The sequence below is a fragment of the Bacteroides sp. 519 genome, from assembly GCF_010500955.1.
Lineage (GTDB): Bacteria > Bacteroidota > Bacteroidia > Bacteroidales > Bacteroidaceae > Bacteroides.
In genome coordinates this window covers 114,936-133,486 of the sequence record NZ_QVMJ01000015.1, presented here as the reverse complement: position 1 = coordinate 133,486, position 18,551 = coordinate 114,936, and the positions used below count along the sequence as shown (strand labels likewise).

Here is an 18,551-nt window from a genome sequence, read left to right as displayed (position 1 = left end):
CTTGAATGCAAAGCTTGTTTAACACAAATCATTTGTATATTTGCGGCTTTTTAATAGCTTGCACGCAAGTGCGCGCTGCTCATGCGGGGCGCACGTAGCATAGGGCAAAGCCCTATGTTGGCAAATTATATTGCATTGTGACCCCAACGGGGTCAACCTTAAATACATTGCGTTGACCCCGTTGGGGTCAGTGTGATGCTGTACCGGATACATAGGGCTTTGCCCTACGCTATTGTGCAGAGGCCGTTGGCCTCCATGTTTTAGAACTAAACAGCCCTCCCGAGAGAGCTAGGGAAAGAACTATCAATTCAATTTCTTCTTCATCCTCGTCAACGCTTCCAGATAGTAGTAATCAGTATAAGTAAGCGGAACATCAACTTCCGAGTTAAACGGATAGCCACCTGTACTATGTTTCAGAATAAAACAACCATTTTCTCCCGGCTGGGCAGTATATTCCGGCGAAGCCAGTGTACGTATCTGCGTCTCGGCTATAGCAAGATATTGTTTACCTAACTGAGGTTCCACATAATCACTCAGTTCAATCAATGCTGAGGCAATAAGAGCACCTGCCGAAGCATCACGGGCGGTATTGGGAATTTCGGGAGTATTGAAGTCCCAGTAAGGAATACCATCCTTGGGCATATTGGGGTGATTGATTATATAGTTTGCAATGTTGCGCGCCTGTTCCAGATAACGTTCCTCTTTGAGTTCGCGATACAGATAAGTGTACCCATATAATCCCCAAGCCTGTCCGCGGCTCCACGATGATTCGTCGGAATAACCTTGATGAGTCTGTTTCAGGTGAGGAAGTCCGGTAATGGTGTCGTAAGATACCACATGATAGGAACTGTTATCGGGCCGGAAATGATGAACCATTGTTTTATCGGCATGCGAGGTTACTATATCCAGGAATTTTGAATCACCGAAATGGTTAGCAGCCCAGATTAGTAGCTCCAGATTCATAATATTGTCAATAATAACAGGGTATTGCCAGTTTTCTTTATTATGATCCCACGAACGAATCAATCCTACCGATGGCTTGTAACGGGTAGCCAGCGAATGAGCTCCTGTTAACAGTACTTCGTTATACTGTTCGTTGCCAGTTAGTCGCAATCCATTGCCAAAGCTACAATAGAGCATGAAGCCCACATCGTGATTGTCGGTGGTGAACTTTTCGCGTTCAACACGGTCGGTATATTGTTTGGCATACTGTAGAACTGCCGGACTGCCGGTGTTTTCGTAAATGTACCACAACGAACCGGGGAAGAATCCACTGCACCACCAGCGCGAATCGGACGAAACATCCTTCCCATTCTCGTAGGTACGGGGAAGGCGGCCTTCCTGATTGGCATACTTTTCGGCCATCAACAAACTTTGCGCCTCCGCTGCGCGGAAGGCATTATCAATGATGGTATCCAGTTTGGATGTGTTATTGCTGCATGCTACAAACAGCAAGCTACAGAGTAATAGAGAGAGGTTTTTCATGTTTATTTATTGTTATAGTATTCTTTCATTATATACCATGCTTTTTTGCGGAATCCCTGATCGGAAACCAGCCCCTTGCGATTCCAGCCCTCCTGATTGGTAGGATGAAAGCGGAACGGCGAACGGAAATCGAACAAAATCCAAGGCGAAGTACCGCGCAGGTTGGGTATATGCTTAAACATTTCCAGGTTATCGTGGAACAACGTTGCCTGATAGTCCTCGCTCCACGAGCTCACCACATCGGCGTTGCCTGTTTGTCCGTAAAGCGCCTCACCACCAAACTCGGATATAATAAGCGGTTGTCCTTTTGCCACATCCCAGATGGCTTTATCGGGGGTAACGGGCCATTGATGGTACCAGCCCATGTATTTGTTTACGGCTACCACATCGAGTTCTTTTATAAAGGGATCGTTCATTACAAATACCTGCCTGTTACGGTCGAAACGCACCAGATCGAAGGCAGCTATGATGAGGCGCGTGTTGTCAATGTCCTTGCAGCATTGAATCAGGTGTTTCAGAAATTCGTTTCTTGGCGCAGAAGGCTGTGTTTCGTTGGCCACACCCCAAAATGTGAGTGCACAACGGTTTTTATCGCGCATCACCATCTCTTTTATCATATTGCCGGCTTTGGTTTTGGTTTGTTCGTTCTCAAAGTCGATGCCCTGCCAGATGGGTATCTCTTCCCACAGCAGAAATCCCATCTTCTCGGCCAGGCGAACGGTATATTCGTTTTGCGGATAGTGTGCCAAACGGATCATGTTGCATCCCAAAGCCTTAGCTTCCGACAGCAGCATCATAGCATCAGGCTCGGAGAAGGCACGTCCCATGCGTTGGGGTATCTCTTCGTGGAAACTGATGGACTTCAGGAAAATGGGTGCATCATTCAGGTAAATGTCTTCACCTTTTACAGCAATATTGCGGAAACCGATCTGCTCTTCTACCCGATCGTTATCCGAGGATACAATAACGTTATAGAGTTTGGGCGAAGCAGGCGACCAGCGCTCCAGCTTTTTAATGTTCTGAATGGATGTTTGGGCAACCCCCTCACTGTTGGTAGTCAGTTTCTGACTGATCTTCAGCTCGGGGATTTCTATCTGAATGTTAGTATTTGCGGTATTCTCTGATAACTGAACACGAACATCAATCTGATTGGCTTTGTCCTTGTCTAACTGGATGAAATAATCCTTGATATAGGTATTGGGTGTGGTAACGAGCATAACATCACGGGTAATTCCTCCATAGTTCCACCAGTCGAAGGCCATTGCGGGAATGGCATCTACGGTGCGGGTGTTGTTTACCTCTACGGCAAGAAAGTTATCTGCTTCCTTTACTTTGTCGGTTACTTCTATCTGAAAAGGAGTAAAGCCTCCTTCGTGTTTACCTATCTCGGTACCGTTAAGGTATATGCGACAGCGGTAATTCACTGCGCCGAAGTAAAGGAACAAACGTTTACCGGCCTCTTTCTTTGCATCGAAGCGACGGGCATACCACACAGTGCCTTCGTAATACTTTAGTTCGGGTATCTGGCTGTTCCAATCCGAAGGTACATTCAACCGCAGACCGTTTTCGAAGGAGTACTCGAAAAAGTCGGTCTTGCCTTGTGGCTTTTTGTTCTGGTATATCTGGTTTTTATGGCCCTGATCGTAAAGATCAATTATAGCATCCCACTTTCCGTTGAGGGATTGAAAGTTTCTGCCATATACGTTGGTCATCAGGTCTTGGGCAGATATGCTGCATATTGCGCAGAGGAAGAGCAAAAGGGTTGTTGTCTTTTTCATTCTATTTATTTTATTAATTGTTCTTCGTTATTTTCATCACATATCCCCCACCCTGCTTCATCTCTATGGTTAACTGCCTATTTGCAGGTATGGAGATCATTTCTTTCTTATAATCCGAAGCTATTCTGTTGGCATTCTTGCCATCTTTAAATACTTCTGCCTGCCAGTTGCCCTCGCCTAAGAAAGAAAGATCCAGTTGCAGGGTACGTGCATCCCAGTTGGTTAACGAACCAACGTACCAAACACCATCTTTTTGGCGGGCAATGGTAATGTACTTGCTTATTTCTCCGTTAATGGCTATGGTGTTGTCCCAAATGGTAGGGATTTCGGCAATGAAGCGGGTACATTCCGGTTCTTTTTCGTAATTGGTGGGACTGTCGCACAACATATTCAGGGGAGATTCGAAAATTACATACTCGGCCAGCTGACGGCAACGGGTACCTTGACTCATGGGTTCATCGTTTATGCCACGATGGGTTCTTTTGGTGGCGTTGCGCATAGCTCCTTGTGTATAATCAACCGGGCCGGCTATCATACGGATGAAAGGCATGGTAACATCGTAGGTCACCATATCCATTTCGGTGCCTGTCCACTTCATTTGTTCTAATCCGTTAACGGCTTCGTTGTTAATTACGTTGGGATACGTGCGGTTCAAGCCCGTTGGCTTGTAGCTTCCATGAAAATCGACCAGTAATTTATAACGGGCAGCCGTTTCGGCAGCACGATAGTGGAAATCAACCATCGGCTGATCGTCTCTGTCCATAAAATCAATCTTGAATCCTTTGATACCCATTTCGGAATAATGTTTGCACACCTTTTCCATGTCGCGATCGAAAGCATAATATCCGGCCCACAGAATTAAATCTACATTTTTAGATTTGGCATAAGCGATAAGTTTTTCCAAATCAATTTCGGGAATTACCTGAAACAAATCGGCTTGAAGGTTTACCGCCCAGCCTTCGTCCAGAATAACATACTCTATTTTGTTACGCGAGGCAAAATCGATATAAGCCATGTAAGTTTCGTTGTTGACTCCTGCTTCGAAGTCCACACCCGACAATCCCCAATGGTTCCACCATTCCCAGGCTACTTTTCCGGGGTTGATCCATGAGGTATCTGTTACGCGCGAAGGAGAAGCTAGTTTATACACCATATCGCTGTCGGCCAATTCCTTGTCGTTTGTTGATACAATGACGATGCGCCACGGTAGCTTTGCTTTTGCTTTACAACGGGCAATGTAGGGCTGGCGTTTGGTAACCACCTGCTGCAACAGATTGTGTCCGCCCTGTACGGTTTCGGCAGGAACAGTGGCAAAATGAGATTGCATAGATGTAGAGCCATCCTGGTTGATAAGAAACATACCGGGATAGTTCTCCACATCAGCTTCGGCAATACAAATCTTTTTACCTTTATCCATTTCTATTACCAGAGGGGAAAATGCCAGTTTCCGGGCATTCATATTACGTATATTAGTGTGCGTGTATATGTTTTCAAAGCTGTTGAAATACTGGCTTTCAATAGTTTCGTGTTTGCCTTTAACATAAGGTACATAAACATTGTAGTCTTTGTTGAAGTTGTAGTTGGCTTGTTCGTTCTTTACAATAAAATCTTTATTGCCAGTGGATACAAAGCGATAGGCCATTCCTTCGTTATAGGCACGGAATATCAGGCTAAAGTCTTCGCGAAAGTTGATGGTCAGTTCGTTATAACTATCCTTTATTTGCTTTCTTTTGTAGAACTGGGCATCTATTACCTGGTTTACACTGATATTCTTTGTGTTTTTAACTTTTGAGTTGATGCCGAAATAGTTGTTATTTTCCAGTTCCACGGAGATGGGAGAAGGGGATATCAATTCATCTCCATCTTGGAATAGGGAATAGGTAATATTGTTATCTACTGTGATATTTATAACCAATCGTGTATCAGGGGATTGGAGTCGGTATATTTTTTGTGCGAACACTGCAAAAGGTGTTACGAGCGATAGTATCGATAGAAATAGAATTTTTGTTATCTTCATTACTTTTATAATTTAGCTACTGATTTTTATTTAGCCGCGGATTGCACAGATTGCGCGGATTTTTATACACGGATTATTTTTTATCTTTATCCGTGTTTGTTATCCGCGCAATCCGGGCAATCCGCGGCTAAAAATAATTATCTCGTTATCTCGTATTTATACATTGCATAATCATTGATATCCGTTATCTCAAACTCAATCATTCCATTACGACCTACCGTTTGCATAAATCCTTTTCCTTTACCCAGAACCAGGGTGCATTTTACTTTGGTTCCTTCTGTAAGCCAGGTTTTAACAGGATATTTACCTTCCGGATTGTTCTCACGGAACACCATAAAATACCCTCTATCCTGATGTAAAGATTGAAATCCTGTCCATGATTTGCCGGAAGGTTCTTCGCCAATGGGAAGAATCGTTCCCTGATGAGAATCGTGCTGAACCTGCTTGTAGACAGCTACAACAGGGGCAATGGAGAACGCTTCTTCGGGCAATCCACTGCCTTCGAACCAAGCCAGGGGCTGACCAGCCATGGTGGTAGCAAATAGATACTCGAAGGAGTAGCAGGCCGGAGCAAAAGGATCGTTCATGTACTTTTCGGCATTGCGCCACTTGTTGAGGAATTCAACTTGCAGCTTCTCGGCGGGCACGTATTTAGAAAGTTTCCACAGGTTGCGCAGCGTCCAGTAGGGATAATAGTTCTGCCAATCGGTGTAGCGGTTTTCGAGGAAGATGTTTCCATACTCAGTAAACAGATGGAAGCCTCCACGACGGCCGGCAGTGGCATCGAGATTGAAAACCACCTTCTGATCTGTTTCTTCGAGCACCTTATCAAAGAGGCGACGAAGGTTTATTTCGGCTTCTTTGGTAGGGATAGCCAACCCATCTATCTTGAAGGTGCGGATACCATACGTTTTATAGAGATCAATCATTGCCTGAGCATCTTTCTGCCAATCGGCATAATCATTTTGCACACTGGGGTTGAACCACAGGCAGATTTCAATGCCGAGTTCTTTGCCTCGTTTAACTATGGGATGTAAACCACGGGGGTATTTAACCGGATCGGGTTTCCAATAGTCCGGATTGTCCCAGATGTTCTTGAAAGAACCCTTAGCCAAGGCCGAATTGGGACTCTTCCCTACCTGCCAACCATCATCTATCTGAAAATGGGTGATTCCAAGGCGTGCGGCACGCTCTACTTCGATAAGGCTGAATTTTTCATTTACTTTGGAGTCCTGGCTGCGGTCGCCCCAGGTGTTCATCATTACCATTTCGTCGCGGCCGGGCAATAGTTTGCGGATGTTTTTCTGATAACTTCTGAGTGCCATAAGACCGTTCAGCTCGCTGTTGCCGTAAACACCCATCACGCAGCCGTAGGTAGATGTCCATTCGTTGGGCTTTATATCGGCCTCGTTGATACCTAGTCCGGTAACAGCAAAATGGCCAAACTCTGCCGTAAAATCGTGGTCGTTGTAGGCCAGTTGCACACTTGAACTAGGAGCTTCTTTCAGAAAGAAGAAACCTTTTTCGTTTACTGCATTCCGGGCAAACAGTATGTTACCACGGTAGTTGTTTTTGCGATAAGGAATCACTTCTCTTTCGAATACAAGGTTGTTGTTCCAGTCGGTAACGTCGTAAAACTCGATGGCTTTTGCGTGCCAATGGTTGCCGCCGAAGTTAAATTGGTCGAGTACGGCATTCACCTGACGGGATTTCATGTCGGCAGCAAACTCAATGTTCTTCATATCGGCCAGATTAGTGGTGCGTCCTCCGAAAACTACGTTTGTTGTACCGCGCAGCCAGGTGTTACAGGCAATGGCAGGAACTTTATCATAAATGCGGTAAATGCGTTTAATATCTAAAGTATTCAGCGTGTAGGAAACCGTTACTTCCAAATAGGGAGGATTGATAACGGTTTCTTTTATGTTTTGGGTATTATAGGATGAATTGACAGCAACAGGCATATCTTTAGTGACAACAAAATCCGGCTTCAGTGTTTTGTTAAACCAACATTGATTGGTGGTTTTATCGGTAAGGCTGTGGGTAATGAGGTTGCCATTGTTCCAAATAAATTTCCTTTCAATCAGTTGGTTGCCGATTGTAAGGGTGTCGTTGGTTAGGTTGCTGTAACAGGTACTTTGGGCAAAACTGTAAGATGTTATTTGTAATAGGAAACATGTAATAAATACGATTTTACCACAGAGTACACAGAGTTTCACAGAGTTTTTTTCTTGCGATGCCGCATGGAAATTAAAAACTCTGTGAAACTCTGTGGTAAATATATTGGTCATCATAATTCTTTATTTTATAGGTAATACTTTCTTCATTTGTTCCACAAAGATGGCTGCCATTCTTTGCTGTATATATTCATGCTGCCCACGTTTGGGATGCCAACCGTGCTTTACTCCGTTTACAGTTTGTGTATCTTTGGCATAGAGCAGACTAAATTGTTCTCCTGTTACAGGATGAACAGTATTTTTAGAGAAACCGATATTCTTATCGAACTCAACCAGTGGTAAACCCCATTTGGCGGCCAGTTGCCTGATAGATGAATTGAAAGTTTCGCGGGCATCGTGCCAATCGGTACAAAGAACTATTATGGCGGGTTTACCCGCTTTGTAACAGTCACTTATATATTTTTTAATAACATAGTCGTAGCAAATGGCGTAATTATCGCGGGTAAAGGGTGTTGGGTATGCAGTATAATCCTCAAGTATCTGTGATTCCTCAAATACATCCCTGTTGTGTACATGCATAATGATAAGGGCATCGATCTCCTCTAGTTCTTCGGCCGAATAAAGGGTGCCCTCGTGCATCTGGTTGGCGGTATTGGTTATGGAATGCCCTCCAACAGCTTTATTTATGGGTAAAGCGTTTAAATGTTGGCAACCCATTTCAAACCATCCGTTGTGATCGGAAGCAAAGGAGGCTCCTGTTAACAGGAGCTTGTATTCCTGACCATACGTATTTGTCAGGAATAACAGAATCAGAAATGTGGATAGTATTCGTTTCATAAACTAGAGACAATTTATCTATTTAAATCCCTAAGGGGTGTTTTGAAGCCCACGGGGAGCCTTTAATAATTTTTGTTCGTTAAACTTCTGGTTATCAGGTAAACCTTCTTTTTTTCCTGCGCCTTCTTTCATCATTTCTTTTAGTTCACCCAGATGTGCCTGATATATTTTGCGGGGTGTGATACCATATTTTTTGCATAAGGAAGCTGCCATACCTACTACTTCACCCATCATTCCGGTGGTACGCATAACACGAACAGTACCCAATGCTACATGAGTTACACTAATGTTGCGTCCGGCCATAAACAGATTATCAATATTGCGCGAGTACAGACAACGGTATGGTGCCGCATAAGGATAGATATAAATGTGTTTAGTAGCTGCTTTAAATTCTTGTCCGGGGAAATTCTTTGAATTAACAGGATCGGGAAAATGGAGGTCGATACTCCATGACGAAGTAAATGAAGCATCCTCGTGGAATACATTCTTGTCAATATCGTCTTGTTTGAGGATGTAATCGCCAAGTAGTCTGCGTGATTCGCGTTTACCGGCAATATATGCTACCCAACCCAATTTACGGTTACGGAATTTTTCATTGCTTTTCAGTTCGTTTTTAAGGAAACTCCAGTTGGAATATACTACCATAAGACCGTAATCGCGGATACGTTCGAAATCATTAATCTGGTCGAGGTTCATTCCTGTTTCCCACTTCCACTCGCCCATGGTTACGTTTTCGAAGTTCGATTCGTTGAAATCCACACCGTAACGGAATTGTGGGAAAGACGTTTTTTTACCGGCTTCTACGGAATACCATTGTATGGATGCTCCCATAGTCATTTTATCGGATACTTCCGGAGCGAGTTCTTCGCCAAATTCTTCACGGCCTTCGCGACCCATGCAGTAATCGGCGCCTGCCAGATATCCGATGGTTCCGTCGCCTGTACAGTCGGAGAAGATGGGAGCTTTGAATACTATCTCTTCACCGGTTTCTATGTGTTTAGCTATAATTGATTCTATTCTATCACCAGATTTATTTACGGTTATTGCACGGAAGTTCGAAAAAAGGGTAACATTCTTTTCGCCTTCTATAAATGTACTTTTCTTTTCGTCTTCGTAATAATCACCGGGTTGTGCATTTCCTCCGCGGGAGTGACCGAACTCGCGTTGCATACGGCCGAGTCCTTTGTTGGGTTCCATTTCTATTGAACCTCCAAGGTGCACACGCACCTCGGAGCTGTTGTTTCCGCCCAGTACGGGACGGTCGTTTATTAGAGCAACCTTGCAACCTTGGCGCGAGGCGGTTGCTGCGGCACACATGCCGGCAATACCGCCACCTACCACCACTAAATCGAATGTTTCAGTGTGGGTAGGTTTTACGGATGCACGTTGCGGATTTATATATTGATTATTTGTGGTAAAGTAAATAGCATCGCAACGACCATTAAATCCGGTCAGGTCGTTGAGTGTAAGTGTTGTTTGAGTATTGTTAATGGCTACCGTTCCGGCATATTGCCACATCCATTTGTCTCCTTCATCGCCCAGAATAGCTGCCAGACGTTTGTTGCCGACTTTTAATTTGAATTTGCCCGGACCTTTTCCTTGATGCCAGGGACTTGTCCAGTTAAAGGTGCGGACATAAACATGGTAAGTTCCTGTTTCGGGAAAGGTTACTGTGGTCGAAGCATCTTCTACAGGAATACCCATTCCGTGTGCCATAAGATAGGGTGAACCCATGAGGTCCATGAATTGCTGGTCGAGTACCCAACCGCCTTTATTGGAAAAGCTTTCGGCCTCGACAAGAAGGGAGGCAGCAAAGGATAGCTGGAAAGTTGCAATCAGAATGAGAGAAAGGATTATTGTTTTTATGGTTTGCATGATGATTAGAATATAATGTTCTGATTTAACTATTCTTTTTAAACCGCAGAGTACGCAGAGTTTCGCAGAGTTTAAGATTCAATGCTGCATAGAAATTAAAAACTCCGCGTTAATCTGCGAAACTCTGCGGTTAAAATATTAGAACTTAACAGCGTTGTCATTATTTCACTACTACATCCAAAAGTTTAACCCATCCGTCGGCGGTTTTATCATCGCTCAGGGCTAACTGTATGGCTGGTTTGTTATTATCTTTTGTATCTACAATAGCAACGGCCCATTTATATGTTCCGGCAGATACATCTACGGTTGTTTTAAAATCGTAACTAGTGGGATTCTCTTTTAACCAAGCTGATGGTTCGCTATCTGTATCAACAAATACCTTCTTAATGTTGTTGTTGCCATCAAGCAAAGCAAAGGCCACTTTGTACCTGTAATTCCACTGCGGAATGTTGTTTGGGAAGTATCCCCAACCGGCATTGCGCCAGCGATGGTTAATGGTAATCTGCGCACCGGTTTTTATAGCCTCCGGCAGATATACCTGATCGGGATAAAGACGGTATCCGCCCTCAGAAATGAAACGCTGCACAAGGTTGAAACTGAGGGTGAACCAGGTTTCGGTTTCGTAACCTGCACGGAAGTCCATCATATTTACATGCGCCTCGGCCGATGCATCAAATTCGCCCTGACGCACATCTTCGGGATGATTTTCGCGGTATTTCTTGCTCGGGTCTATCCAGTAGCGATGTGTTCCGCCAGTAATCCATCCACCCTCCATCACAATGGGGCGTTTGTAGTTCCATCCTTTGGCAAAACTTTTCTCCCAGCTCTGGTAGTAGTCCGTCATGCCGAAAGCATCGTGCCGTAAACTGTATCCTTTGTTTATTGCGCTATTCAATAGCTTGTCACTGTTTTCGTTGGCCTTCGACTCCCAACTTGTGGGGTGACCTACCACACGGTGGTAGTTAATTACAAGTGGTACTTGGGTGAAACAGCGGGTGTAGAGGTCGGTTACCCACTCAAACACCTGCTCTTTAAGTTTTTCGGTACTGGCTGGCGTAGCCACAGCGGGGTCTTCGTAAATTACATTGTGTGCCTCGCCCCATTTGCCTAGCCCGTAGGCATCAACAAAAGCACATTTCTTTGGATCGTTAAAATCTTCGGCCAGCGCCTCGATCAATTTGGTATAATATTGCTGAAAGATGGGGTCTTGTGGCATCGGGGTGATGCGGGTAGGGTAACTGGGGTTCTCGAGGTATGCTTTTGCTCCGGCGTCGAACACAAACTGCGGGGTGTTCATGCCCTGGTCGCGTCCGTCGACCACAATTCGGAAAGCGATAGGCAGTCCTCTGTCTAAAGCCCCCTGCACAAGGCGTCCGATTTGTGTATTTTTATCTCTCCATGTGTACACTCCGTCTTGCGGATTGAGCGATGTCCAACTGGTACGCAAATAGCAAGCCGATGCATAGTCAATGGCTTTCACTTTCTTTCCCAAATCAGCTACATAATACTCAGTGTCCCAGTACGACGGCTCGGCTGTGCGGGCTGCGTACATTACCCATCCATTCATAGGGTTGCGCAGAGGGGTGGTTTTGTCGAATTTGGGTTTCACCAGTGTGTTGCTACCGATTTGCTTTCCGCCATCGTCGTTATTGTCGCTTCCTCCGCAAGCACTCAAACACAACAGCAAACTTAGTATGTATGGAATCATTTTCATATTGATTTCTTTCATTAGATAATTAGGTTGTGCCAATATTAACCACAGATTGACAAATCACACCGATTTTTTAACTTTTAAATCACTAGTAATCAACACAATCCGTGTAATTTATTAATCTATGGTTAATTGGCATAACAACCCACTGTTTTTTATTTTTTAAAGGCTTTCATAGTTTTATTCCTGATATCAAGAATAATAAAATTAGTGCCGGCAGGAAGTTGGAAATATGCATTTCGATGACCGCCTGTATATCCACCTATCAAATCGTACTCAACTCCGTGAGTTACTGATGTATTGGCCGATTCGGTGTTGGGAGCATACACATAACACACATTCGATTTTTCTACTCCGAATTTGGTTCTTCCTGTAATAGCTGGGCCCGAGTAAATAAATATTTGTGGATCGGCCATACTTTGTGTCCAGTTATTATCTTTCCATCCCCATCCGGTTGGCTCACCATAATGCCAGATTTTGTTTACCTCGGTGGTTTGTTCCACGCCATCGAGCATCCAAGTTACCACGTCGGGTGCCAGTGGTTTTTCGGGCGAGTAGATCGTGATGGCTGTTTTCTCCATATTTACTACTACACGGTAATTTCCATCCTTTGGTATGTTCCATGAAATGGGTGTTTCCTGCATTTTTACGTCCTGTGGTTGTCCGTCTAACAAAATTGATTTTCCGTCTTTAGGTACAATATAGTAGGTGTCGCCTTCAAAATCAACAGGTATTTGCAGTTCGCCTGCGGTGAGTTCACCATACCATGCATATTGGCTCTCGTTTTCTACGGTTTGCTGCATTTCTGTTTGAATGTCTACAACGCTTCCGTCAATGTACATGTGATCGGCGGCAAACACCTCTACCTTAATGGGTTGCACCTCAACAGTTACAGTGCGTACTTCGGGCGCTTCAAATGTAGAACCTCCCTCCCACTCAGCTACAACACGAAACTCGAGGGTAAATGGTTTGTTTACTTTCTGTTTCCATTTTTCGTTGGCCCAGTTGTTAAGTTGTGCCGATGTAAAGCCACGACTAAAGTCACCATCATTTTCGTAGTTCATAATCACAGTCGATGATCCGAAGTTGTTTCCTACCAAGTCGAGTTTTGTGGTATACGACACAGCATATTCGCCTTTCATTTCGCGCGCTGCAGTCCAGTTGAAAGTGATGATTTCCTTCTGCATGTTATCTGCATCGAGTGCGATGCTTGTTGCCGAAGGTGTGAGCGTGAGCTTCTCCTCGGTCTTGGGGATGTCCTTGATTTCGTTGTCGCAGGCGGCCAACAGGCTAATTGCTGCAACGAACATTGTCAATCTATTCTTTTTCATACGTATTGTTTATTAGTTAATTAGCACTTCCGTATCCTGGGTTCTGTGGGAATACAACGTCGCGATTGGAGTCGATGATACTTTGAGGTATCGGCCACAAAGCATGGTGTTCTTTTACTGTATCTTTCAGCTTATTATTGTATTTTTTCACCCGGTCGATGTATTTACCGGTACGTACCAGTGTAAATCGGCGCACTTCCTCGCCAACGAGTTCGCGGATACGTTCGTCGAGCAGATAATCCATATCCATCTCGGCGGTTGTTACTTGCGGTGCTCCGGCACGTTTGCGCACTTCGTTTACGGCATCGGCGGCTTTGTCGGGCTTATTCTGTCCCAAGTATGCCTCGGCCAGCAATAAATAAGTTTCGGCCAAACGGAACTTCATGCGGTCTTTGTAGCTTCCGGTAAGTCCTAGGTTCTCTTCTCTTCCGTAAAAGAATTTAGTAATTGCCGGGAACAGATGCTTGTTGGTGAACCATGTAGCTTCGGTGATGTTACATTTCTTACCGTAAAGCGATGTATTCGACACATCATTGTAGTACCAGTTACGTTTGATATTGTATTCGGAGTTACGAATGTCTTTGTTATCGAAGATACCGGCTACATCACCGTCGGCATTGGTTCCTTTGGTTCCGATCCACCATTTCATAGGAAGAATCTGTGCCAATCCGCGGCCTCCAAGGCTATCGGCCAAAGTAAATCCGGTTACACTAAAGTACATAGGGTTCCATGCACGACGTGTCCAGTCGTCCGAGTTGGTACCACCCCCAACAGTGTTAAATTCAAATTGTAGTACCCAGATGCTTTCGGTATTTCCACTCTTGCGGTTCTGATTGTTCTCAAGGAACATATCGCTAAACACATCACCAGGCTGTTCTTTGGCTACTCCATAGCGTTTTTTATTCAACTGATAATGTCCGCAGTTGATTACCTTAAGAGCTGCTGCTTCGGCCTGTTCGTATTTCTTCTGCATGAGGTACATTTCGCTCAACAGATGGTATGCCGCCCATTTGGTCAACTTTCCTTCTTTCAGATTTCCGTCGTCGGGGTTCTCGGGCAAGAATTCTGTTGCAAATTCCAGATCCTCTACAGCTTTGGCTAATACTTCTTCTTTAGGATTGCGAGTAAAGTTCAGTTGGAAGTCGTACATTATCTTATCAACATATGGTACATCACCATAAAGATACACCAGGTAGCGGTAGGCATAGGCACGGAAGAAGCGTGCCTCAGCCTGAAAACGTTCTTTATCCTTGGGTGTATCCCAGTTGTTGTTCTTTTCCGAATGGTCGAGTATCAGGTTGGCCGACGAGATGACGCTATAAGCCCACGTCCAGTACGAACCAACGATGGAGGTACTCGAACTCAATGTAAGATTGCCGAAAGGCAACAGCGATTCGTCACTGTTTATCACTTCTGCAATGTCGGTAGCTGCCTGTAAGGCTTCGTAAGGACATGCTTTATTGTGCATAAACGCTCCACCCTCGCCCCAAGTGTTATATTCTGCGCGGGTCAGTGCATAAAGTCCGGTTATACCTACTTCGAAACCGTAGGTGCTGGTAAAGGTATTGGTTGGTGCCAATTCACCTTTCAGTTTCTCGTCCAGAAATCCTTCACATCCAACGATTGAGGTCATCAGGACCGAGAGCATACTTGTTTTTATGATATTCTTAATTTTCATATTGTAATCGATTTAAAAATTCACATTTAATCCTAACATATACGAACGAGCAGTTGGGTACGATGCAAACCATGTGTTGTCGTAGTTTAGTATCTGCCTCATGTTCGAGAAAGTGTGTAGGTTGTTTACACTGAGATTTACATCAATACCACTTAATCCTAGCTTGTTTGCTACTTTTCTTGGCATGCGGTAGCCTATTGTAATGTTCTTGATCTGTACATAGTTCTGTTTCTTGTAATAGCCATGTGAGAACTGTGCGGTGTATCCCGGCGACACGATTGTTCCGTTCGGATTCTCGGGTGTCCAGTAATCGGCTCCATGAATGTAGTTCAGCTGCCCGAAGGTGTATCCACCCAAGTTAGCTACATTGTCCTCACGCCATACTCCGAACACTCCGTTGAGCAAGAATGAGAAGTATAGATCCTTGTATGACAAGGTGTTTCCCATCGACATTCTGAAGTCGGGGTTCTTCGACCCAATTACCGTCTTGTCGTTATCGTTATTTTCAATGTATCCGTTGCCGTCAACATCTCTCAACTTGGCATCACCCGGTTTGGCACCTTTTTGTATTTCTACTTGCTCACCTTTTTCGTTGGTGGTGTAGAACTCGTCACCATCACGCCATATTCCGATCATTTCGAATCCGTAGTACACTCTCAATGGCTTGCCAATGAACCAGTTGTTGCTGATGTCGTCTTTACCATCGCCACGCAGTTCAATAATTTTATCACGGTTCAACGAAAAACTCAGGTCTGTTTTCCAAGTGAAGTCTTTCTTACGGATGTTGTATGAGTTCAGTGTTATTTCGATCCCTGTATTGCGAGTTTCTCCGATGTTATCCCAGATTTTGTTGTAACCATTCATGATGGGTACGTTGCGTGTCATCAAAAGATCTTTGGTGTTCGAGATATAATATTCGATAGTACCTCCCAAGCGGTTTCCAAACAACTGGAAGTCCAACCCGATGTTGGTTGTGTAGGTGGTTTCCCATTTCAAGTTAGGGTTACCTACCCCGTTGCTTGGCATATAAGCCGAGTTGGCAATACTTCCACCATCTCCCCAGATGTATTTCACTTTGGAGTACAGCTTGTCGAGAGTTGCATACGTACTGATGGCTTGGTTACCGTTGGCTCCGTAAGAAGCCCTGATCTTAAGCATATCTATCCATTCGGCATTGTTCTTCACAAAGGCTTCTTCGCCAATGTGCCATGCAAGAGCTACTGATGGGAAGAAGGCATACTTCTCATTCTCGGCAAATACAGAAGCACCATCGGTACGTGCAGTGATTGTGGCCATATATCTGTTCTTGTATGCATAGTTTATACGTCCCATATAGGATATCATAGCCGTTTCGGACAATCCGGATGATATGGTTTGATTACGTTCGGCAGTACCCATCATGTGGTAACTGGTATCGTCGGTAACAAAGCCGGCTCCATTCTGTGAAGAGGTTGTTTTATATGTTTCCTGCATACTGAACAGCCCTGTAAAATCAAAACGATGATCCTTGATCTCACGTTCGTAGCGCAGAATATTCTCCCAAGTATAGTCGTTGTAGTGCTCGTTGCTGATGCTGGCTTTTCCGCCAATCTGTCCCGGGGTCTCGCGACCTTCGTACGTATCGCGTCCATAGTAGGTACCTGTAAAGGCACTGCGGTAGTTGTATCCGTAATTAGTGCGGAAAGTTAACCCCTTAACCGGCAACTGTATTTGTGCATAAGCGTTAAGGAAAAAGTTACGGTAAATTTTATCCTGATCGGCATTTACATTCAACATCGGGTTCTTTACGTTAGAGTACTGCTGTGGCTCGTCAATGTAGTAACCATACTCGTCCTTGTATTGTCCATAAGGGCTTTGCTTGATGGCGTGTTCCAGATTGGGGGTTATACCTCCGTTCTCTTTCTGTACAAATTGCGTTCCCACCCCAATAGTAAGCCATTTGTTGAATGTTTGATCTACATTCAGTGAGATATTAGCACGATTAAGCTTAGAGTTGTACACTACACCTTCTTGATCCAGATAAGCAAGGGCTGCCATGTACTTGGTAGCTTCAGTACCTCCGGAAATGCTCAACTGATGATCCATTGTAAATCCGGTTTGGAACACATAGTCCTGCCAGTCGTTTGTGATTCCTTGTGCAAGCATATTCTTCTCGCGTTGGCTGATGATGTTTCCTGCCAATGGGTCGAGGTTGTCTCCTGTATAGTTGTTTTTCAAACGGCCGATGTCTTGTTTGAAACGAAGGTATTCGTTAGGTCCCATCACCTGTATGCGTTGCATAGGTTCGGCAAACCCGAACTGACCTTTGTAGCTAACTTGTGCTTTTCCTTCGGTTCCTCTTTTAGTTTGAATAAGGATAACCCCATTCGATCCGCGCGAACCGTAAATAGCCACCGCCGACGCATCTTTCAGTACAGAAAGACTCTCAATAATATTCGGATCAAGGTCAACCAGCGCTCCGCTGTAAGGTATCCCGTCAAGGATAATCAAAGGGCTGTTGTTGGCAGAAAGAGAGTTTTCACCACGAATCAATAATGATTGATCCTGTCCGGGAGCAGCGTTGCTGGTAGTGATGTTAAGTCCAGCTACCTGGCCTACAAGGCGGTCCATCAGGTTAGAGGTCGACACCATATCGAGTTTCTCTTTACCCACCACAACAAGGCCTCCGGTAAGGTCTTTTTTCTTTGCAGTACCATAACCCACTACCACCACTTCATCGAGCAGTTGGCTATCGTCGGCCATTGTTACATTTACAATACCGGTAGCATTTGCTTTCGTTTCTACATCCGTATATCCTATATAGGAGAATATAAGGGTTGAGGTTGGGGAAGCTTGCAGTGTGTAAGTTCCGTTAAAATCAGTAATAGTTCCTTGTGCTCCGTTCTTCACGCGAACATTAACTCCAATGAGAGGTTCTCCACTTCCATCAATTACCTTTCCGGTAATTTTAATAAGATCTTGTGCATACATACTGGTTGCAGATATTAAGGCTAACACAACAACCATCAAACAGGTCTTTAATTCTCTGTGTATTTTCATTTTTCGTTGTTTAAGATAAAAACTAAATTTGGATGTACTTTCTCTTTTTGATAGTGCGAGGGTGCCCGGATGTTTCCAAGAATGTTTTTCATGTTTTTACTATTTTTAATTCACAACAGCAAAAGTGAAGAAAAAAGGTATATGCGTTGGTATTCGTTTATTCAGAAATGGTTCTATTTTGTACGGAAAGGCACGAAAATGGTGAATATGTACAAAATTAAACCTTAATGGGAAGAGTGAGGTAAAGGAAGTAAGGTGAGGCAAAGTGTCCGTTTTTATCTATCCACAAATAATTACTATTTTTTATGCTGCAAAACGTGATTTCAAAATGCTGCATTTCACACTTTCGAAATGCTGCATTTTGATCGAACGAAATGCTGCATTTCCTGACTTCGTCAATGCGCCACCCTGATTATTTTCTTTGGTCTATCAGGTCGAACAACGGCTGGATTCGTTCAAATCAGAGGAGGAAATGAAGTAATTGTACGATTTCACCACGAGTTCACAGAGTTACACAGAGTTTTAAACTTCCATGCGGCATCGTATTTAGAACTCTGTGTAACTCTGTGAACTCTGTGGTGAAATACTAACCGAACCACTCCTTCCATTCTATAGTATGAATAATT

At 44.2% G+C, this 18,551-nt stretch carries 10 protein-coding genes; all 10 read right to left on the bottom strand.

Translation table 11 applies throughout. The features are described from left to right. Nucleotides 1–303: 303 nt before the first annotated feature. Nucleotides 304–1,485: a glycoside hydrolase family 88 protein gene (locus tag D0T85_RS14030; protein ID WP_163214145.1), complete on the bottom strand. Its 1,182-nt coding sequence runs from the start codon at nucleotides 1,483–1,485 to the stop codon at nucleotides 304–306. Between the two features lie 2 nt (nucleotides 1,486–1,487). Beyond that, nucleotides 1,488–3,263 (bottom strand): glycoside hydrolase family 2 protein, encoded by a 1,776-nt coding sequence (locus tag D0T85_RS14025; protein WP_163214144.1) that lies wholly within the window; start codon nucleotides 3,261–3,263, stop codon nucleotides 1,488–1,490. Between the two features lie 13 nt (nucleotides 3,264–3,276). Beyond that, nucleotides 3,277–5,280, bottom strand: a complete 2,004-nt coding sequence (locus D0T85_RS14020; protein ID WP_163214143.1) for a glycoside hydrolase family 97 protein — start codon at nucleotides 5,278–5,280, stop codon at nucleotides 3,277–3,279. Between the two features lie 137 nt (nucleotides 5,281–5,417). Continuing rightward, the gene (locus tag D0T85_RS14015) at nucleotides 5,418–7,571 is read right to left on the bottom strand and encodes an alpha-galactosidase (protein WP_239060728.1); all 2,154 of its coding nucleotides are present in this window, start codon (nucleotides 7,569–7,571) and stop codon (nucleotides 5,418–5,420) included. Nucleotides 7,572–7,577: 6 nt separating this feature from the next. Continuing rightward, on the bottom strand, nucleotides 7,578–8,291 hold the full coding sequence (locus D0T85_RS14010) for a DUF5040 domain-containing protein (RefSeq protein WP_163214142.1): 714 nt from the start codon (nucleotides 8,289–8,291) through the stop codon (nucleotides 7,578–7,580). A gap of 30 nt (nucleotides 8,292–8,321) precedes the next feature. Then, the gene (locus tag D0T85_RS14005; RefSeq protein ID WP_163214153.1) at nucleotides 8,322–10,157 is read right to left on the bottom strand and encodes an FAD-dependent oxidoreductase; all 1,836 of its coding nucleotides are present in this window, start codon (nucleotides 10,155–10,157) and stop codon (nucleotides 8,322–8,324) included. A gap of 169 nt (nucleotides 10,158–10,326) precedes the next feature. Next, nucleotides 10,327–11,895: a DUF4832 domain-containing protein gene (locus D0T85_RS14000; RefSeq protein WP_239060727.1), complete on the bottom strand. Its 1,569-nt coding sequence runs from the start codon at nucleotides 11,893–11,895 to the stop codon at nucleotides 10,327–10,329. 137 nt (nucleotides 11,896–12,032) lie between these two features. Then, nucleotides 12,033–13,208, bottom strand: a complete 1,176-nt coding sequence (locus tag D0T85_RS13995) for a SusE domain-containing protein (protein WP_163214141.1) — start codon at nucleotides 13,206–13,208, stop codon at nucleotides 12,033–12,035. Nucleotides 13,209–13,224: 16 nt separating this feature from the next. Continuing rightward, nucleotides 13,225–14,880, bottom strand: coding sequence for a RagB/SusD family nutrient uptake outer membrane protein (locus D0T85_RS13990; RefSeq protein ID WP_370459972.1), 1,656 nt, complete (start codon nucleotides 14,878–14,880; stop codon nucleotides 13,225–13,227). Between the two features lie 18 nt (nucleotides 14,881–14,898). Beyond that, nucleotides 14,899–17,925: a TonB-dependent receptor gene (locus D0T85_RS13985; RefSeq protein WP_163214139.1), complete on the bottom strand. Its 3,027-nt coding sequence runs from the start codon at nucleotides 17,923–17,925 to the stop codon at nucleotides 14,899–14,901. Nucleotides 17,926–18,551: the final 626 nt, after the last annotated feature.